The organism is Nonomuraea sp. NPDC003727, assembly GCF_053586935.1.
In genome coordinates, this window is sequence record NZ_JBSFNE010000005.1 from 396,723 (window position 1) to 410,454 (window position 13,732).

Genomic DNA, 13,732 nt, shown 5'->3' on the forward strand with positions numbered 1-13,732 from the left:
CATCGAGACTTTCTACGAACTACCCTTCAGCATTGCTTAACGACTAGGGTGCCGGTATGACCCAAGTCAGCGATTCCGCACTCCGTCGCGCGCTCGCCCGCGCCCGCGACGGCAAGGCCCTCGACCGCACCGAGGCCGCCGTGCTGCTCCAGGCCCGTGACGAGCATCTGGACACCCTGCTGGAGCACGCCTCGCGCGTGCGTGACGCCAACGGCCGCAACGGCGTCATCACCTACAGCAGGAAGGTCTTCATCCCGCTGACCAGGCTCTGCAGGGACAGGTGCGGCTACTGCACCTTCGCCACCGCGCCGGGCAAGCTGCCGGCCGCCTTCCTGAGCCCCGACGAGGTGCTGGAGATCGCCAGGCAGGGCGCGGCCATGGGATGCAAGGAGGCGCTGTTCACGCTCGGCGACCGGCCGGAGGACCGCTGGCACCAGGCCCGCTCGTGGCTGGACGCCCACGGCTACGACGACACGCTGTCCTACGTGCGGGCGATGGCGATCAGGGTGCTCGAGGAGACCGGCCTGCTGCCCCACCTCAACCCGGGCGTGCTCTCGTGGCGGGACTTCCAGCGGCTCAAGCCCGTCGCCCCCTCGATGGGCATGATGCTGGAGACCACCTCGCGCCGGCTGTTCGAGGAGAAGGGCCAGCCCCACTACGGCTCGCCCGACAAGGACCCCGCGGTACGGCTGCGCGTGCTGGAGGACGCCGGCCGCTCCAACGTGCCCTTCACCACCGGCATCCTGATCGGGATCGGCGAGACGATCGAGGACAGGGCGGAGTCCGTCTTCGCGATGCGCCGGGTGGCCAGGGAGTACGGGGGCATCCAGGAAGTCATCGTGCAGAACTTCCGCGCCAAGCAGGACACGGCGATGCGCGGGCTGCCCGACGCCTCCCTACAGGAGCTGGCCGCGACGATCGCGGTGACCAGGCTGGTGCTGGGCCCCAAGATGCACGTCCAGGCGCCGCCGAACCTGGTCGACGACGAGTACGCGCTGATGATCAGGGCCGGGATCGACGACTGGGGCGGGGTGTCGCCGCTCACGCCCGACCACGTCAACCCCGAGCGTCCGTGGCCGCACATCGACGAGCTGGCCGCCCGTACGGCCGCCGCCGGGTTCGAGCTGAAGGAACGGCTGACGATCTATCCCGAGTACGTGCTGGCCGGCGAGCCATGGCTCGACCCCCGGCTCTTCGCGCACGTCTCGGCGTTGGCGGACCCGGCCACCGGGCTGGCGCGCGAGGACGCGCCGCTGGTAGGACGGCCCTGGCAGGAGCCCGACGGCGGGTTCGAGGCGGCCGGGCGCACCGAGTTGCACGTCGAGGTCGACACCTCCGGCCGCACCAACGACCGGCGCGACGACTTCGACGACGTCTACGGCGACTGGGAGGCCCTGCGCGACCGCCTCCCCGGCGGCGGGCCCTCCTCCTCCGACGCCCAGGAGGCGCCTGCCGGCGCCGTCGGGGCGCCCGGGGCAGGCGTCATGGGAGACGTCGCCGAGGCGCTCCGCCAGGCCGAACGCGACCCGGCCGGCCTGACCGACGCCCAGGCCGTCGCCCTGCTCGGCGCGGACGGCGAGGCCCTGGAGGAGCTGGCCCGTCTCGCCGACCACCTCAGGCGGGAGGCCGTGGGCGACGACGTCACCTTCGTCGTCAACCGCAACATCAACTTCACCAACGTCTGCTACACCGGCTGCCGGTTCTGCGCCTTCGCCCAGCGGAGGACCGACGCCGACGCCTACACCCTCTCGCTCGACCAGGTGGCCGACCGCGCCCAGGAAGGCTGGGAGGCGGGCGCCACCGAGGTGTGCATGCAGGGCGGCATCCACCCCGACCTGCCCGGCACCGCCTACTTCGACATCGCCAGGGCGGTCAAGGCCAGGACGCCCGACATGCACGTCCACGCCTTCTCCCCGATGGAGGTCATCAACGGCGCCAGCCGTACGAACCTGTCCATCGAGGACTGGCTGGTCGCGGCCAAGGAGGCGGGCGTCGACTCCCTTCCCGGCACCGCGGCCGAGATCCTGGACGACGACGTGCGCTGGGTGCTGACCAAGGGCAAGCTGCCGGCCAAGGAATGGATCGAGGTCATCACCACCGCGCACCGGGTGGGCATCCCGACGACCTCGACGATGATGTACGGCCACGTGGACACCCACCTGCACTGGGTGCGGCACATCAGGCTCATCCGCGAGATCCAGGAGCGGACCGGCGGCTTCTCCGAGTTCGTGCTGCTGCCGTTCGTGCACCACAGCGCGCCCATCTACCTGGCGGGCATCGCCAGGCCCGGCCCCACCGCCCGCGAGAACCGGGCCGTCCACGCCCTGGCGCGGATCCTGCTGCACGGCGCGATCGACAACATCCAGTGCTCGTGGGTGAAGCTTCGCGACGACCTGTGCAAGCAGGTGCTGCGGGGCGGCGTCAACGACCTGGGCGGCACGCTGATGGAGGAGACGATCAGCCGGATGGCGGGGTCGGAGAACGGCTCCTACAAGACCATCAGCGAGATCGGCGAGATGGTCGCCGCCGCGGGGCGCCCGCTGCGCCAGCGCACCACCGAGTACGGCACGCCGTCGGCGGAGCGGCTGGCGGCGTCGGCGGCCAGCGACGGCGTCTGCCGCAGCGTCCGCCGCCCCCTGCCAGTCGTCTGACCATTCCACCGGATATCCACGAGTCACCCGGCAGCCGACTGAATGGGTGGTTCCGGCGGGTGAGGCGGAGGCCGGGCCCGGGTGAGCGGACTGCCCGCCGTCGCACGACGGCGGGCTCCCGGCGGGTCAGCGGGTGACGATGAAGTCGGCGGCGTCGCGCGGGGCGCGGTCGCGGGGCGGCGCGGCGGCGTGCCCGATGGCGACGCACCCCATCGGGTCCCACGACTCGGGCAGGTCGAGCACCTCACGCACCACCGGGCGGCAGAACATCGTCGACGACACCCAGGCCGAACCGAGCCCCTCCACCGCCAGCTGGACCAGGAAGTTCTCCACCCCCGCGCCCGTCGCGACGACGAACATCTCCCGCTCGGCCGCGTTGCGCCTGTCGTCGCGGTAGGTGTGCGAGCCCTCCATCACCAGGCAGGGCACGGCCAGGTAGGGGGCGTTCCGCAGGACGTCGCCGCGCCTGATCCGCTTGGCGATCGACTGCTCGGAGAACCCGTCGCCGCGCAGGTCGGCGATCCACGCCTCGCGCATGGCGTCCACCAGCCGCAGCCGCGTCTCGGCCGACTCCACCAGCACGAACCGCCACGGCGTCGTGTGGTGCGGCGCGGGGGCCGCGATGCCGGCCGCCACGGCCCGCCGTACCGCCTCCGGGTTGACGGGGGCGGAGGAGAACTCCCTGATCGTACGGCGGGCGAAGACCACGTCGCGGGAGCCGTAACGGAACAGGTCCTCGTCGGCGGGACGGATGAGCGGGCGGACCCCCGGACCGTCGTCATCGGTCACCAGATGGGACAGGCCGCGCACGATCGCCACCGGGACGCCCGCGACCTTGCCCTTGACCAGCTCGGCCGCCGCGGCGATCTCGTCGATCAGCGCGGTCACCGTGACGACGAGCGGGTTGCCGTGGGTGTCGGTGCCGCCCCTGAAGTCCTCGAGCGGCCGCACGCCCGCCGCGCCGACGGCGACGTCGGTGAGCCCGTGCCGCCATGGCCGGCCGAAGGTGTCGGAGACGATGACGCCGACGCGCCCGCCGAGGGCGGCCCTGATCCGGCGCGCGGAGGCGTCGGAGTCCTCGGGCAGCAGCAGGACGGTGCCCGGCTCGGTGTTGGAGGCGTCGACGCCGGCCGCGGCCATGACGAATCCGTGGCGGGTCTGGGAGATGACGGTGTCGCCTCGCCTGGCGACCACGCGGTCGGTCTCCTCCTCGATGGCCGCGGTGCGGTCGGTGTCCTGGCGGAGGCGGCCCTCGGCCTTGCTGACGATCTTGGAGGTGATGACGACGATGTCGCCGTCACGCAGGTCCTCCGCCTTCAGCAGCGCGGCGATGTCGTCGCCGGGACGGACCTCGCCGATGCCCTGGACGCCGAAGACCTGGATCCCGGCGGTCATCGCTTCAGCTCCTCGGCCAGGGACAGGGCGGCGCGGGCGATGTCGGCGGCGGCGTCGGCGTCGTGCATGATCAGGGGCCGGGCCTCGACGCGCACGCCGTCGAGGGCGACGGCGGCGTCCTCCTCCGCCACGAGCCAGCCGTCGATCAGGTCGGCGCCGTAGAGGGACAGCACGGCCTGCGCGCTGGTCTCCACGCCGATGGCCGTCAGGCAGGCATCGGCCATGCCGCGCACGGGCGCCCCGCCGATGATGGGGGAGACGCCGACGACCGTCTTGGCGACCAGGGCGTCACGGATGCCGGGGATCTGCAGGATGGTGCCGATGCTCACCACCGGGTTCGAGGGCGGCAGGATCACCACGTCCGCCTCGGCGATCGCCTCGATGACGCCCGGGGCGGGCCTGGCCGTGTCGGCGCCGATCAGCGCGATCGACTCGGCGGGCACGGAGGCGCGCAGCCGTACCCACCACTCCTGGAAGTGGACGGCGCGGCGGCCCTGGTCGTCGCTGATGACGACGTGGGTCTCGCAGCGGTCGTCGCTCATCGGCAGCAGCCGCACCCCCGGCTGCCACCGCGCGCACAGCGCCTCGGTCACCTGGGAGAGGGTGTAGCCGGCCTCCAGCATCTGCGAGCGCACGATGTGGGTGGCGAAGTCGCGGTCGCCGAGCCCGAACCACTGCGGCTCGACGCCGTAGGCGGCCAGCTCCTCCTTGACGACGTGGCTCTCCTTCTCTCGCCCCCAGCCCTGTTCCTCGTTGATGCCGCCGCCGAGCGTGTACATCACGGTGTCGAGGTCGGGGCAGACCCGCAGGCCGAAGAGGGTGATGTCGTCACCGGTGTTGCCGATGACGGTGATCTCGGCGTCGGGGACGGCGGCACGCAGGCCGCGCAGGAAGCGGGCTCCGCCGATGCCGCCGGCTAGGGACACGATACGCATGCCGTCAGTCTTGCATCCGGGTCTCGGAGACCTGTCCGGAGCGGCAGCGTTCCATGTCCTCATGTCATGAAATTTCAGTGCATCTGGGCTGATCAGGGAGGATTGGGGTAGATGAGCTTGCTGGGACTCCCGCCACCAAAGTCAGGTATGTGGCAAACTCCCCTCGGGTGGTAAGCCACCAGCAGGGGGTTAACTGTGAGCAAAATAGACGTCAGCCGGCTGAGAGAGCCGGCTGCATTGATCATGCTTGCCGTCGCGGCGGGGAACGTCCTCGCCGCGCTCGTGCGTTTGCTGGTCTCCGAGTCCGGCACGGTGTCCTCGCTGGTGCTCAGGGCGCGCATGGTCCAGGGTGACCTGACGAGCCCCGTCGGGGCCGCGCTCGCCGTCGGCGCCGTGGTCCTGGTCACCCAGCTGGGCGGAAGCCCCACCCCCAAGGCGAAGACCATCGCCTACGGCGCGGCCGGCACGCTGGCCGCGGGTGCCGTCTTCGGCGCCATCGCGCTGCTGCTGGGCCTGTTCGCGGGCCTGGGCTTCGCCGCTCTGCTGGCCTTCGTGCTCACCGGCGTCCCCACCCTCGCGCTCACCGCGCTCGGCGTGGTCTACCTGCTCCCGCAGGTGCTCGCCGCACGTCCTGCCACCCCCTCCTTCAGTGGGTACGGCCAGCAGCCAGGCTTCGGCCAGCAGCCCGGATTCGGTCAGCAGAGCTTCGGCCAGCAGCCTCCGAGCCAGGCGCCCGGCCACCAGACCCCGGGCCACCAGACTTCGGGCCACCAGACTCCGGGCCAGCAGCCGCAGGGCCAGCACCCCTCCGCGCCGCAGCCCCCCTCCGGCCAGCAGTACGGCCAGCAGCCCCCCGGCCAGACCCAGCAGTACGGCCAGTCCACCGTCGGGTACGCCCAGCAGCCCCCCTCCTCCGGTCACGCCTCGCAGCCGGCGGCCCACGGCGGCCCGCAGGGCTACGACCAGCAGCCGTTCGGCCAGGGCGCCGCCGGCCCCGCCCCGCAGCAGGTCCAGCCGGAGGTTGCCTACCAGCCGCCGCCCAGACCCGAACTGCCCGCCCTGCCGCCCGCGCCCACGCCGCAGCCCGAGTCGCAGAGCGCCTACGCGCCGCAGCCCGAGTCGCAGAGCGCCTACGCGCCGCAGCCCGAGTCGCAGAACGTCTACGCGCCGCAGTCCGAGTCGCAGAACGTCTACGCGCCGCAGTCCGAGTCGCAGAGCCTTTACGCGCCCCAGCCGGAGTCGCAGAGCGCCTATGCGGCCCCCCAGGCGGAGCCGCGGAACGTCTACGCGCCCCAGCCGGAACCGCAGAACGTCTACGCGCCGCAGCCGGAGTCACAGAGCCTTTACTCGCCCCAGCCGGAGTCGCCGAGCCTCTACGCGTCGCCGTCCGAGCCGCAGAACCTCTACGCGCCCCAGCCGGAGCCGCAGAGCGCCTACGCGGCACCTCAGCCGGACCCGCAGAGCGCCTACGCGCCGCAGCCGGAGTCGCAGAACCTCTACGCCGCCCAGCCCGAGTCGCAGAGCCTCTACGCGCCGCAGCCGGGCGCCTACACCTCGCTGGACAGCCCCTACGCCGAGGCGCCCCAGCAGACCGCCTACGACACGCCGCAGCAGCCCGCCTACGCGCCGGTCGAGCCGCAGCCGAGCGCCTACGCGCCCGAGCCCCAGACCTACCGGCCCGAGCCGGCATCCTACGCCTCGCCGCAGGAGCAGAACGGCTACACGCCGTCCGAGACGCTGCCGAGCAACGGCTTCGCGCCGCAGCAGGACTACCAGCCCGCGCCGTACGTGCCCGCCGACAGCCTCCCCAACGCCTACAACCCGCCGCCGAGCGCACCGGCCGCGTACGACACGCCGCCGAGCGCCTACGACACGCCGTCCTACCAGCCGGCCGAGACCGCGCCGAGCACGCCGTACCCGCAGGCGGAGCCCCAGCAGCAGCCCTACTACGAGCAGCCGCCCGCCTTCGAGCAGCAGAGCGGCGCCCCGTTCGCCGGTTACTCGGGCCAGGAGTACACGCAGCAGCAGCCGCCCTACGCCGAGCCCGACCCGCCCGTCGACCCGCGCTCGCAGCAGATGCTGCACGCCTACCAGCAGGCGGAGAGCTACCAGCAGTCGACAGCCGGCACGCATCCGCAGTTGCACTTCGACGCGGCGCAGCCGTACCAGCAGCCCTACGACGACCCGTTCGGCCACCCGCAGTCCCCGCCCGCGGCCACCTACCCGCAGGGGCAGCACGCCGAGTCGACGATCAGGTTCGACCAGAGCGGCTACCGCCCGGGAGACGACCCTATCGACCCGACGGCCATCTACACGCCGAACGATCCGCGCCGGTAAAAAGGCCGGTAAGAGGGCCGGTAAGAGGTCGGTCAATTCCGGATAGAGAGAAGGTGGGCCCTGGGCGGGCGTCAAGTCTGCCCTGGTACGGTTCCGACCGCTGACAGCGTTGAACAAGTCACGGCAAGGCCATGGATACCGGATTCACACGGTCGTGAACCTCCCATGGCAAGCACACCGGGGCGAGGTGGTCTTTCCCCGGATACCGGCATGCCGCTTGACGTCGGCCACGGCCCGCGCGTGTAATTACAGCCATGTTGTTACGCCTCCAGGAGGGGTATAGAGGGAGGCGTCTATGGGGGGCTCCATTGCGGGCGGGCGGCAGGGAGGTGTGCAGTGACCGACTTGGTGGTCATCGCACAAGATCAGCTTGAGGCTGAAGAACTCGGCTGGCAGGAGCGTGCGTTGTGCGCGCAGACCGATCCTGAGGCGTTCTTCCCGGAGAAGGGTGGCTCCACCCGAGAGGCCAAGAAGGTCTGTCGTTCATGCGAGGTGCGGGCCGAGTGCCTGGAATACGCACTCGAGCACGACGAGCGGTTCGGCATCTGGGGTGGGCTGTCCGAGCGGGAACGCCGAAGGATCAAGAAGCAGGCCGTTTAACTGATTCAACGAGATATCTACGAAGGGTCACGCGGCGGTTCGGTGTCTGCCGCGTGACCCTTTTCGGCTGTCATGGTGCCCGACGCTGATCATCTCCCCGGTTGGGGCCGACCCGCCGACCGTGTCGTCGGCGCCGGCAACAGCAGCAGGAACGGCTCGGCCGCGGGCTTCCCCGGAAGGGCCCTCCGGTCCGTGGCCGGGGTGGTCAGCGTTCGTCGTAGCCGGGGTCGACCGTCTCGGGGGACACGCCGAGCAGGGACGCCACCTGCTCCACCACCGTGTCGTGGACGAGCGCCCCCAGCATGTCGCGGTCGCGTGCCCGCGCCTCCAGCGGCCGCCGGTAGATCACCACCGACGCCGGCTGGGAGCCCGACGCCGCGTCGGCGCGGCCGAAGGGGATCGGGTCCGATCCGAGCCGGCCGGGCCCGTCGCCCAGCTCGCTGGCCGGCGGGACCTCCTCCACCGCGAACTCCACGGCGGCCAGCTGCTTGCCCCACTTGGGCTTCAGCCGGTCGACCGCGTCGAGGACGAGGTCGTCGAAGCGCTCGCTGCGCGAGCGGGCAAGGGGAACGTACGAGGGAGCGAGCGGACCGCGAAGGCCGCGCCCGTGGCGGTCGCGCCGTCGAGGGCCGCGCGTCGGTGTCACACCCCAAGCTTAAGCTTTCGGCCGCACCCAATCAGGGCCGACATCGGTACAGGTGGGTGGAAACAGTGGGACAGGTGTCCGAATTGTGGCGACACGCTCGTTAAGAGTGCTCAGGTAGTGGCGCCTCGCACGCATAGCAGATACGGTCCCTCCGTGAGCCCCGTCCGTCGCTGTTCCCGCACTGCGTGCAGTCAGCCTGCCGTCTTCACGCTCACGTACGTATACGCCGACTCGACCGCTGTTCTCGGCCCCTTGGCGACGTACGCGGAGCCGCATTGCTACGACCTGTGCGCCGAACACGCCGAACGGCTGACCGCCCCTCGTGGTTGGGAGGTCGTGCGCCTGCCGACGGACGGTGCCAGCCCGAGCACCGATGACCTCGAGGCGTTGGCCAACGCCGTGCGCGAGGCGGCCAGGCCGCCCTCGTCCGGCAGCACCGAGCCCGTCGGGCAGGGTGTGGAGGTCGGCCGGCGCGGTCATCTGCGTGTTCTGCGCTCCGCCCAACCCCACCGGGAGCGCTAGTAGGCTCGTCCCAGTAAGCAGGCGACCAAGGGGCGGACGAGTGGGCGATCTCTCCAGGATCTTCAAGGCGTACGACGTGCGCGGCGTGGTGCCCGAGGAGCTCGACGAGGAGAGCGCCGAGGCCGTCGGGGCGGCGTTCGTCGACGTGCTCGGCGCCGAGCAGGCCGTCCTCGCCCATGACATGCGGGTCTCCTCGCGCGCGCTGGCCGACGCCTTCATCCGCGGCGCCACCGCCAGGGGCGCGGACGTGATCGACGCCGGGCTCGGCTCCACCGACCTGCTCTACTACGCCAGCGGCAGCCTCGGTCTGCCCGGTGTGATGTTCACCGCCAGCCACAACCCCGCCCGCTACAACGGCATGAAGATGTGTCGCGCCGAGGCGGTGCCGGTGGGCGCCGGCACCGGGCTGACCGAGATCCGCGACAGGGCCGCCGGCTACCTCGCCGGCGGCATCCCCGCCGACCGTACCGGTACCAGGATCGAGAAGAACCTGCTCCACGACTACGCCCGGCACCTGCGCTCCCTGGTCGACCTGTCCGGCATCAGACCGCTCAGGGTCGCCGTCGACGCGGGCAACGCGATGGGCGGTCACACCGTCCCCGCGGTGTTCGAGGGGCTGCCGATCACGGTGACGCCGCTCTACTTCGAGCTCGACGGCACCTTCCCCAACCACGAGGCCAACCCGATCGAGCCCGACAACCTGCGCGACCTGCAGCGGGCCGTCCTCGACAACGGCGCGGACCTGGGGCTGGCCTTCGACGGCGACGCCGACCGGTGCTGGGTGATCGACGAGCGTGGCGAGTCGGTCTCGCCGTCCACGATCACGGCCCTGGTGGCGGCCCGCGAGCTGGCCAAGCACCCGGGCTCGACCGTCATCCACAACCTGATCACCTCGCGCGGCGTGCCGGAGATCATCGCCGAGCACGGCGGCGTGCCGGAGCGCACCAGGGTGGGCCACTCCTTCATCAAGGCCGAGATGGCCCGCACGGGCGCGGTCTTCGGCGGGGAGCACTCGGCCCACTACTACTTCCGCGACTTCTGGTTCGCCGACTCCGGCATGCTGGCCGCGCTGCACGTGCTGGCCGCGCTGGGCGAGCAGGATCGGCCGTTGTCGCAGGTGCTGGCGCCGTTCGCGCGCTACAGTGCCAGCGGCGAGATCAACAGCACGGTCGCCGACCAGCAGGAGGCCCTGCGGCGGGTGCGTGAGCGTTTCACGGGCCGCGGCGAGTTCGACGAGCTCGACGGCCTGACCGTGACGGGGTCCGGCTGGTGGTTCAATCTGCGTCCGTCCAACACCGAGCCGCTGCTCAGGCTGAATGCCGAGGCGGCCGACCCGAGCCAGATGGCGGCGATCAGGGACGAGGTCCTCGCCGTTGTAAGGAGCTGAAACAGTGAAGATCGACGACTGGCTGCTGGAGATCCTGGCCTGCCCGGCGTGCAAGGCGCCGTTGCGCGCGCAGGACGACCCCGACGGCACGGACGAGCTGGCCTGCACCGGCTGCGGCCTGGTCTATCCGGTCAGGGACGACATCCCGGTGCTGCTCGTGGACGAGGCAAGGAAGCCGTGACCTGGGAGCCCGAGCGGCTCGACGATCAGACCCTGCTCGCCGAGGCCGACCAGGGCGGCATGCTGCCCGTGGTCGCTTCCGCGGCCGCGCAGGTGCGCACCGCCCACCGCGACGCGAGCGAGGCGGGCGTCGCGCGCCTCACCCGTGACGGCAGGCCCAGGGCGATCGTGGTGGCGGGCATGGGCGCGGCCGCGCTCGCGGGCGACATCCTGGCCGCGGTCTGCGGGTACGGCGCGCCGCTGCCGATCATCACCGTGCGCTCCGGCCGGCTGCCCGGCTGGGTCGGCGCGACCGACCTGGTGATGGCGGTGTCGAGCTCGGGCCGGACGGCGGAGACGCTCGCCGCGGCGACCGAGGCCGTACGGCGGGGCGCGTCGCTGCTGGTGGTCAGCGCTCCGGAGTCGCCGTTGCAGGCGATCGCCACGCAGGCCTCGGCGCTGTTCGTGCCGGTGCGGGCGCACGGCCCTTCGCGCGCGAACCTGTGGGGCCTGGCCGTACCTCTGCTGGTGGCGGCCGGGTCGCTGGGGATCGCGCAGGCGGACGCCGACCTGTTCGAGGGGGCGGCCAGGGCGCTGGAGGAGATGGCGCACCGCTGCCGTCCCACGAGCGAGTCGTTCATCAACCCGGGCAAGTCGCTGGCCATGGAGCTGGCCGACAGCGTGCCCGTGCTCTGGGGGACCTCGCCGCTGACGGCGGTCGCCGCCCACCGGCTGGCGCTGCAGCTCAACGAGAACGCCAAGTATCCGGCGATCTGGGGCGAGATCCCCGAGGCCGGGCACAACCAGCTGGCCGTGCTCGACGGCCCGCTGGCCCAGCGCGACATCTTCGCCGACACCGCCGAGCGCACGCTGCGCCTGGTCGTGTTGCGCGAGGCCGACGACCGTCCGCAGGAGCTGCTCAGAATGGCCCAGGACCGCGGGGTCCCGGTCAGCGAGCTGACCGCGGAAGGCGTCACGCCGCTCGAACGGCTGGCCACGCTGATCGAGCTGGGCGACTACGCGAGTGCCTACCTCGCGCTCGGGTACGGCACTGATCCGACCCCGGTGACCTCGATCACAGAGCTAAAGGCGAGACTTTCCCAATAGGATCCCATGTCCGGGAATCCAGTGGCATGAGCGGAGAAGTGCGTTGAGCGCGAGTGGCGGTACCAAGGCAATTGTCGCGGCATTGGGGGCGAACCTCGCGATCGCCGTGGCCAAGTTCGTCGCGTTCGTGTTCACCAGCTCCTCGTCCATGCTGGCGGAGTCGATCCACTCGGTGGCCGACTCGGGCAACCAGGCGCTGCTGCTGGTCGGCGGCAAGCGGGCGCAGCGGGGCCGCACCCCCCAGCACCCGTTCGGCTACGGCAGGGAGCGCTACTTCTACGCCTTCGTCGTCGCGGTCGTGCTGTTCACGATCGGTGCGGTGTTCTCGCTCTACGAGGGCTTCCACAAGATCGCAGAGCGGCATCCCGTCGAGTCGCCGGGGTGGGCGTTCGGCGTCCTGATCTTCGCGATCATCGCCGAGGGCTTCTCGTTCAGGACGGCGATCAAGGAGTCGAACGAGCACCGCGGCAGCCAGAGCTGGTGGGCCTTCATCCGCCGGTCGAAGTCGCCCGAGCTGCCGGTGGTGCTGCTGGAGGACCTCGGTGCGCTGCTGGGCCTGATCTTCGCGCTGTTCGGCGTCACCATGGCCGTGGTCACGGGCGACGGCCTCTGGGACGGCGTCGGCACGGTGATGATCGGCGCGCTGCTGGCGGTCATCGCGATCATCCTGGCGATCGAGACCAAGTCGCTGCTGCTGGGAGAGGGCGCCACCCCCGAGGTCGAGACGCAGATCAGGAACGCGCTGGAGAGCGCCCCCGAGGTCAGCCGCATCATCCACATGCGCACGCTGCACCTGGGCCCCGAGGAGTTGCTGGTCGCCGCGAAGATCGCGGTCGCCCACGACGACACGGCCGCCGAGGTGGCCCGCGGCATCGACGAGGCCGAGCAGCGCATCCGCGCCGCCGTCCCCATCGCCCGCGTCATCTATCTCGAGCCGGACCTGGACAAGGCCGCCGCCAGATGAGCCCCCTCGGCGGCCTCCCCGTGGTGGCCGGCGCGGCTCACTCGTGCCCGGTGATGCAGGAGGTCCCGCGGTCGGTCTGGTCGAACAGGCAGCGGCCGTCCTTGTCGAGGGAAATGACCTTCTTGACCGTGCTGAACTGACGCAGCGTCCTGTCGATGGTGTGCAGGATGCGTGCGTCGCCGCCGACGCCGAGCCCGAACACCGTACGGCAGAAGCGCAGCGTGGCCGTGCCGCTCTTGATCGACAGCTTGAAGTCGGCCCCGCAGTCGGACCTGCCCCTGATCTGCGGGCCGAGCTCGGAGTGCAGGCCACGCTTGCGCTCGGCCTTGGTCGGGCCCTTGATGAGCTGCTGGATGGCGAACGTGGCCACCCCGCGGTCGGGCGCCTTCCTGGTGACGGCGACGACCTTGCCGGGGACGTCGAAGTCGGCGGAGAAGTAGACCTTCACCGTCCCGCCTGAGGAGCCACCTGAGGCGGCGGCTGCGGAGGTCGTCGAGGCGGCCGTCGAGGCCGTGGGGGAGGCCGCTGAAGCCTGCGCGGGCATCAGGGCGAGCGCGGGAACCACCGCCAGCGCGGTGGCCGTGAGGAGAGCCTTCATATCCGGTTGGACGGTCCGTTCGCGCCTCTGGTTTGCAGCAGTCGCAACGCCTTCTCCTTCTCGAAGTCCAGTGCCCTCCTGGGCGCGTGGAGGCGGCCGATCCGCAGGCCCAGGTCCCTGACGGCCTGGGTCACCGCCGGCTCGGCCAGCGCCCGCAACGCGAAGGCCAGCTCGGCGGGTGAGACGTCGAACCGCTTCTCCAGCTCCACGGCCTGGGCCACGGCCGTCAGGTCCTCCTCGGTGAACCTGCGGTGCGCGCCCTGCTCCCTGACCGGCGGCAACAGTCCCAGTGCCTCCCGGTAGCGGAGCATGCGAGGGGACATCCCCAACCGTCTCGCTGCCTCAGTGATGCGCATCCTTACATTCTTGTGGAAGATTCAGCCCCCGCGAGATGCGGCTCGGAGAACCGGCGCCTAAACTCGACGGCGACA

13 protein-coding genes are annotated in these 13,732 nt (G+C 71.2%); 8 read left to right on the top strand and 5 right to left on the bottom strand.

The window, feature by feature from the left end; genetic code table 11:
- Positions 1–56: 56 nt before the first annotated feature.
- Positions 57–2,651, top strand: coding sequence for a bifunctional FO biosynthesis protein CofGH (locus ACWDLG_RS16025; protein ID WP_449920412.1), 2,595 nt, complete (start codon positions 57–59; stop codon positions 2,649–2,651).
- A 126-nt stretch (positions 2,652–2,777) separates the two neighbouring features.
- Here ACWDLG_RS16025 and ACWDLG_RS16030 read toward each other — a convergent pair whose 3' ends face one another.
- Complete coding sequence (locus ACWDLG_RS16030; RefSeq protein ID WP_449920414.1) at positions 2,778–4,046, bottom strand: coenzyme F420-0:L-glutamate ligase; 1,269 nt, start codon at positions 4,044–4,046, stop codon at positions 2,778–2,780.
- A complete protein-coding gene (gene cofD / locus ACWDLG_RS16035) occupies positions 4,043–4,981 on the bottom strand; it encodes a 2-phospho-L-lactate transferase (protein WP_449920416.1) in 939 nt (312 codons plus the stop codon). Before cofD ends, ACWDLG_RS16030 begins: the two co-directional genes overlap by 4 nt.
- 195 nt (positions 4,982–5,176) lie before the next feature.
- On the opposite strand from cofD, the gene ACWDLG_RS16040 reads away from it, so the two are divergent.
- A complete protein-coding gene (locus ACWDLG_RS16040) occupies positions 5,177–7,318 on the top strand; it encodes a hypothetical protein (protein ID WP_449920418.1) in 2,142 nt (713 codons plus the stop codon).
- A 336-nt stretch (positions 7,319–7,654) separates the two neighbouring features.
- Complete coding sequence (locus tag ACWDLG_RS16045; RefSeq protein WP_354906012.1) at positions 7,655–7,918, top strand: WhiB family transcriptional regulator; 264 nt, start codon at positions 7,655–7,657, stop codon at positions 7,916–7,918.
- A gap of 205 nt (positions 7,919–8,123) precedes the next feature.
- On the opposite strand, the gene ACWDLG_RS16050 is transcribed toward ACWDLG_RS16045, so the two are convergent.
- Positions 8,124–8,564 carry a metallopeptidase family protein gene (locus ACWDLG_RS16050; RefSeq protein ID WP_354906011.1) on the bottom strand — a complete coding sequence of 147 codons (441 nt, stop codon included), beginning with the start codon at positions 8,562–8,564 and terminating at the stop codon, positions 8,124–8,126.
- Between the two features lie 153 nt (positions 8,565–8,717).
- Here ACWDLG_RS16050 and ACWDLG_RS16055 point away from each other — a divergent pair, with 153 nt between their 5' ends.
- Genes ACWDLG_RS16055 through ACWDLG_RS16075 form a run of 5 tightly spaced genes read left to right on the top strand, consistent with a single transcriptional unit; the run spans position 8,718 to position 12,703 of the window.
- Positions 8,718–9,086 (top strand): DUF3499 domain-containing protein, encoded by a 369-nt coding sequence (locus tag ACWDLG_RS16055; RefSeq protein ID WP_354906010.1) that lies wholly within the window; start codon positions 8,718–8,720, stop codon positions 9,084–9,086.
- A gap of 40 nt (positions 9,087–9,126) precedes the next feature.
- A complete protein-coding gene (locus ACWDLG_RS16060; RefSeq protein ID WP_449920422.1) occupies positions 9,127–10,473 on the top strand; it encodes a phosphomannomutase/phosphoglucomutase in 1,347 nt (448 codons plus the stop codon).
- Positions 10,474–10,477: 4 nt separating this feature from the next.
- Positions 10,478–10,654 (top strand): Trm112 family protein, encoded by a 177-nt coding sequence (locus ACWDLG_RS16065; RefSeq protein ID WP_354906006.1) that lies wholly within the window; start codon positions 10,478–10,480, stop codon positions 10,652–10,654.
- A complete protein-coding gene (locus ACWDLG_RS16070; RefSeq protein ID WP_449920425.1) occupies positions 10,651–11,739 on the top strand; it encodes an SIS domain-containing protein in 1,089 nt (362 codons plus the stop codon). Before ACWDLG_RS16065 ends, ACWDLG_RS16070 begins: the two co-directional genes overlap by 4 nt.
- 43 nt (positions 11,740–11,782) lie before the next feature.
- A complete protein-coding gene (locus ACWDLG_RS16075) occupies positions 11,783–12,703 on the top strand; it encodes a cation diffusion facilitator family transporter (RefSeq protein WP_449920428.1) in 921 nt (306 codons plus the stop codon).
- Between the two features lie 37 nt (positions 12,704–12,740).
- Here the strand turns inward: ACWDLG_RS16075 and ACWDLG_RS16080 are convergent, their stop codons facing one another.
- Together ACWDLG_RS16080 and ACWDLG_RS16085 are read right to left on the bottom strand one after the other, a co-directional pair.
- Complete coding sequence (locus ACWDLG_RS16080) at positions 12,741–13,301, bottom strand: GerMN domain-containing protein (RefSeq protein WP_449920431.1); 561 nt, start codon at positions 13,299–13,301, stop codon at positions 12,741–12,743.
- Positions 13,298–13,657 carry a MerR family transcriptional regulator gene (locus tag ACWDLG_RS16085; protein WP_354906001.1) on the bottom strand — a complete coding sequence of 120 codons (360 nt, stop codon included), beginning with the start codon at positions 13,655–13,657 and terminating at the stop codon, positions 13,298–13,300. The genes ACWDLG_RS16080 and ACWDLG_RS16085 overlap by 4 nt, the downstream gene beginning before the upstream one ends.
- Between the last annotated feature and the right edge of the window lie 75 nt (positions 13,658–13,732).

Coding starts and splice junctions, on each gene's coding strand:
- cofD (WP_449920416.1), bottom strand. CDS start 4,981: ATGCGTATCGTGTCCCTAGCCGGCGGCATCGGCGGAGCCCGCTTCCTG.
- ACWDLG_RS16025 (WP_449920412.1), top strand. CDS start 57: ATGACCCAAGTCAGCGATTCCGCACTCCGTCGCGCGCTCGCCCGCGCC.
- ACWDLG_RS16085 (WP_354906001.1), bottom strand. CDS start 13,657: ATGCGCATCACTGAGGCAGCGAGACGGTTGGGGATGTCCCCTCGCATG.
- ACWDLG_RS16080 (WP_449920431.1), bottom strand. CDS start 13,301: ATGAAGGCTCTCCTCACGGCCACCGCGCTGGCGGTGGTTCCCGCGCTC.
- ACWDLG_RS16030 (WP_449920414.1), bottom strand. CDS start 4,046: ATGACCGCCGGGATCCAGGTCTTCGGCGTCCAGGGCATCGGCGAGGTC.